At 51.6% G+C, this 4596-nt stretch carries 5 protein-coding genes; all 5 read right to left on the reverse strand.

The features are described 5' to 3' along the window. Positions 1 to 183 precede the first annotated feature (183 nt). Complete coding sequence (gene gltS / locus FYJ51_RS13220) at positions 184 to 1356, reverse strand: sodium/glutamate symporter (RefSeq protein WP_154505997.1); 1173 nt, start codon at positions 1354 to 1356, stop codon at positions 184 to 186. Continuing rightward, positions 1356 to 2303: a TAXI family TRAP transporter solute-binding subunit gene (locus FYJ51_RS13225; protein WP_205946341.1), complete on the reverse strand. Its 948-nt coding sequence runs from the start codon at positions 2301 to 2303 to the stop codon at positions 1356 to 1358. The genes gltS and FYJ51_RS13225 overlap by 1 nt, the downstream gene beginning before the upstream one ends. Positions 2304 to 2332: 29 nt before the next feature. Beyond that, complete coding sequence (locus tag FYJ51_RS13230) at positions 2333 to 2968, reverse strand: uracil-DNA glycosylase family protein (protein ID WP_154505999.1); 636 nt, start codon at positions 2966 to 2968, stop codon at positions 2333 to 2335. Between the two features lie 129 nt (positions 2969 to 3097). Further along, a complete protein-coding gene (locus tag FYJ51_RS13235) occupies positions 3098 to 4462 on the reverse strand; it encodes an MATE family efflux transporter (RefSeq protein ID WP_154506000.1) in 1365 nt (454 codons plus the stop codon). Continuing rightward, a partial coding sequence (locus FYJ51_RS13645) for a hypothetical protein (RefSeq protein ID WP_205946343.1) occupies positions 4356 to 4596 on the reverse strand: 241 nt, incomplete at its 5' end. The genes FYJ51_RS13645 and FYJ51_RS13235, both read right to left, overlap by 107 nt.

Below are 4596 nucleotides of genomic sequence, written 5' to 3' on the forward strand. Positions count from 1 at the left end.
CATCCGGCGATGTGACGCCACAGGAGGTATAATCCTCGCTAGCAGAAACCAGGAGGCTTATATGAGCACGCTTGTACTGGTGGAGGCAGTCACAAGCCTCGGCCCTTTACGGGACGGGGTAATTGACGACGGTCCTAGCCTTTCTTCCAGCAACGAGATTAATTCAGGAACATCTCCCTGTTTTTAGAACAGGTTTATAAACACGGTAATAACAAGAGAATTAATAAAATCCGCAAACAGACTGCCCACAATCGGGATCAGAAGGTAGGCCTTAATCGAATTGCCATAGCGGTTGGTAATGGCAGACATGTTTGCCATCGCATTCGGCGTTGCGCCCATGCCGAAGCCGCAGACACCCGCCGCAATGACAGCCGCATCATAATCGCCGCCCATGAGCCGGAACACGACAAAACGTGTATATACAAACATGAATACGGTCTGACAGCCCAGCAGCAGTACGAGCGGTCCCGCAAGATCCGCCAGCTGCCAGAATTTCAGAGTAATCATCGCGATGCCCAGAAACAGCGACAGACACAGGCTGCCGAAATCATTGATCTCATCCATATGAATGGTGAACGAATGCGTGTATTCACTGATGTTGCGGAACACTGCTGCCGCAATCATGGCACCGATATACACCGGAAAGGTCATCCCCGTCCTGGAAAGCAGCCACGAAAGAACCGTTCCGATGCCTGCTGCAAGAATAATCTGGTAAACCGCCGGCGCATAATCGGAAAGGGAAAGCTTTTCTTCCTTCTTCACCTGTTCACCTTCCTCCGTTTTCGGCGAAAGATGGTTCTTCTGAATCAGCGCATTGCCTAACGGCCCGCCCATGGAGGAACCTGCAATCAGGCCGAAGGTTGCGGCCGCTGTACACATCGTGGTCGCACCGCTGACGCCAAAGTCTTCCAGCACCGGTCCGAAGGCACCGGCCGTCCCATGGCCGCCGACCATCGGAATGGAGCCGGTCGTCAGGCCGATCAATGGGGACAGCCCCATGGCGGAAGCAGCGCCAACCGCAATCACATTCTGAAGCACAATCAGGAAGATCACCAGAACCAGGAACACAGCCAGATCCTTCCCCCCCTGCTTCAGCACCTTGAGATTTGCCTGAAAGCCGACCGATGTAAAAAAGAACACCATCGCAACTTCCCGCAGCGAATCATCAAAATCAATATCCATCAGATTCGTCACATGCAGAATGGTTGTAAGAATCGCAAACACAAAGCCGCCCGCAACCGGTGCCGGAATGCAGAACGTCTTCAGAAACTTCACACGATTGCACAGCCATTGTCCAAAGAACAGCACCGCCACCGCAACGGCAAGCGTCTGATACTGATCGAGAGAAACCGACATCACTCATTTCCCCCGAGAGAGATACCGTTCTCTTTGTAATACTTCTCGGCACCGGCATGGAACGGGATCGTAATTCCTTCCACCGCCGTCTCTTTCGTGATTTCTTCGCGCAACCCGATCTGTTTTCCGATGTCATCAATATTGTCAAACAGCACGAGGCACATGCCGTATACCGCATCTTCCGGCGTCTCATCGGACGCCAGCAGCACTGCCTTTACACCCAGGGTTCTGACCGCGGACATTCCTTCATAGGTGCCGGCGGGAACCGTCGCTTCCACATAACCGTCGAACGTGTTGCGGATGCGTTCGATTTCGTCATCGGACAGCGACAGGAGGCGAATCGCAGAAGCATTGTCCGCATAGATCTGTACCGGGGCTCCGGCAGTGATGAACATCGCGTCAATACTTCCATCGAGAAGATGACTCATTGCATCGCTGTAATCATAATTTTCCATCTGGATATTGCCGCTCTGCAGACCAACAGATGACAGAATCTGTCTGGCGTTGCGCTCGGTTCCGCTGTCTTCCTGTCCGATGGATACCGTTTTGTTTTCGAGATCATCGAGACTCTCGATATCAGAATTCTTCAGAACAGCGATCTGCACATCCTCCGTCCATAACGATGCGACAGCGGAATATCCCTGATAGCCATTGTCAGAGTCTCCCGTCAGTTCTTCGCCGTAATACATCTCATTGGTGACATCGCTCTGGGCAATTCCCACCCGGATATAGCCTTCGGAAAGAAGACGGATATTGGCCGCACTGCCTGACGTCTCCTTGACCTGGAGCGTATAGTTTTTGTCATTTTCATTGGCTGCTTCACTCAGCAGCGTTCCGAAAGCGTAATAAAGTCCGCTTGAATCCGCCGTTCCAAAGCGAATGGTCTGCCTGCTGACACAGCCTGTCAGCAAAGAAGCCAGCAATGCTGCCGTGATCCCTCGTTTCATCTTCATTCCCTCCCGCTATCTGTTATACATTATCCTGGATACCCGTTGTCTAGGGCTTGTATCTTTTCCTTGAGAAACCACGGATTGTTCCTGCGCCAGTACTGATTCAGGAGGCGTGGATGCGTAATGGGGAAAAAACGTGGAAGATAGTCCGCATAATGCCGCACCGTTTCCGTAAGATTCTGTTTCTGTCTGTCCTTGAGAGAATAGAAACACGCATAGCGGCCGATCAGAATTGTCAGTTCCATGTGCAGCATGAGCGCCAGCAAATCCGCATGGTACCTTTCAGTGATGAACGAACGCGGCGGAAGGTCTCCGCTTTTTCCTTTGCCGGGATCATAGAAATCCATCGGCAGAATACCGGTATATGGTCCGCAGAACGTTTCCGGATCCATGCCAAGCCATTCCATCAGTGTCCTGCCCGAGGCATCATGGAACGGGATCAGAGATTCCTCAACCTTATAGACGGAAATGGCAATTTTCCCATCATTCGAACGGATGTTCTTCAGGGTTATTTCCAGAAACACGTCACCGACAAGCAGCTTCCCGTCTGCTGTGACATCCTTGAAGGCAGCAGGAACCACATTCGGCTCACCATCTGCGCAGGCTGCAAGATCCCACATGCTTGTTTTCAGCAATTCAGCTGCATCTTCATTCATCATCATTCACACATCCGTTAATCTCATTGCTCTTTGAGCATGCTCAGTATAGGAAAGATGCTACCAAACAGGCAGGATATTAGCAATTTCAATAGTCACTAATCATAGCAATGCTTACGGCTGCGGCCTTGCCTGTCANGAGATGAATGCTTTTTCTTCCGCCTTCGCAGTGACTTCTTTCTGTATTGCACGTCGTGTATAGAGAAATGCAGCTCCTTCCGCCGCCCAGAAGGCAAACCATGTCCAGGGAAGACCTGCAAACTTCGTTAACACATACATCAGCGGAATCAGGATTCCCAGCTGACGCAGGAAGCCGGCGACCATACTGATGGTACCATTGCCAAGCCCCGAGCCCAGATACCACCAGACAATCGTCAGGGTCGAAAATATAAACGTCACGCTGATGATGCGAAGCGCCGGGATACCATAGGCAAGCATTTCATCGGACGCCGAAAACAGCGACAGAAGCTGCGCAGGAACTGCCATGAATACAGCCGTTCCGATCAGAGCAAATACAATCGCCGAACGTGTCAGGATCCGCTTCAGGGAAACGATCCGGTCTCCATTGCCTGCGCCAAGGTTGTAGCCCGTGATCGGAATCGCAGCCTGTCCCAGCCCGTTCATCGGCATCATGAGGAAATTCTGAAGCTTGTAATAGACACCGAACGTCGCAACTGCCGTTGACGATACGCCGAGCAGAATCCAGTTGGCCGCATAGTTCATGAAGGCACCGATTGCCTGCATGATGATGGTCGGAAAACCGATGCGGAAAATATCCTTCACATCCTGCCAGCGAAATACATAGCCTTTCAGATGGACATGGATCACCGGGTTGCGGAAGCGGTTGAACAGCAGAGCCGCCATGGCACTGAGGGACTGGGCAATGACCGTCGCCGCCGCGGCACCTGCAACCCCCATTTCCGGGCAGCCGAAATAGCCGAAAATCATAATCGGATCCAGCACAATGTTTACCGCCGCTCCAATAATCAATGAGATCATCGAAAGAACCGGATCGCCGACCGCCTGCAGCAGACGCTGTGCATAGGTCTGCAGAAACAGGCCCCAGCACCATACAAGGTTGATTGAAAGATAAGAGAGACATGCACGCATCAGATCCGGATCATCCGTCAGCATCGCGGCAATCTGCTGTTTGGCAAACACACCAAGCAGGCAGAACACCAGCGACTCGGCAAGAACGATGATCAGGCCCGTTCCTGCCGCCTGACAGGCTTCCTCTGTCCGTTTCTGTCCAAGGCGCCTTGAGCGCAGTGCATTCATACCGACAGCGGTGCCGACACCGGCCGCAATCATCAGAAACTGCACCGGATATACCAGCGTCGTCGCTGTCAGTGCCTCCTCCGAATAGCCGGCGACAAACATTGAGTACACAATGTTATAGAGCGACTGTATCAGCAGTGACATCATCAGGGGAACCGACATCTGCATCAGCAGCTTCCCCATGGGCATGACGCCCATCTTGTTCTGTTTTGTACCTTCCATTCATAGCTGTTAAGATTTTTTGAAAATGTCCCATCTTGTTATAAAACTTTGATGTATCACAATCATTTAGTTTTTTCTTCCGACATCTCATTGAGAACTTTCTGAAGTTCTTTCTCGTTATTAACTGAATAGAT

The sequence above is a fragment of the Stecheria intestinalis genome (assembly GCF_009696165.1).
Taxonomy (GTDB): Bacteria; Bacillota_I; Bacilli_A; order Erysipelotrichales; family Erysipelotrichaceae; genus Bulleidia; species Bulleidia intestinalis.

Bases quoted from the DNA above. Each gene is read 5' to 3' on its own strand.
- gltS (WP_154505997.1), bottom strand. From the start codon at position 1,356: ATGTCGGTTTCTCTCGATCAGTATCAGACGCTTGCCGTTGCGGTGGCG.
- FYJ51_RS13225 (WP_205946341.1), bottom strand. From the start codon at position 2,303: ATGAAACGAGGGATCACGGCAGCATTGCTGGCTTCTTTGCTGACAGGC.
- FYJ51_RS13230 (WP_154505999.1), bottom strand. From the start codon at position 2,968: ATGATGATGAATGAAGATGCAGCTGAATTGCTGAAAACAAGCATGTGG.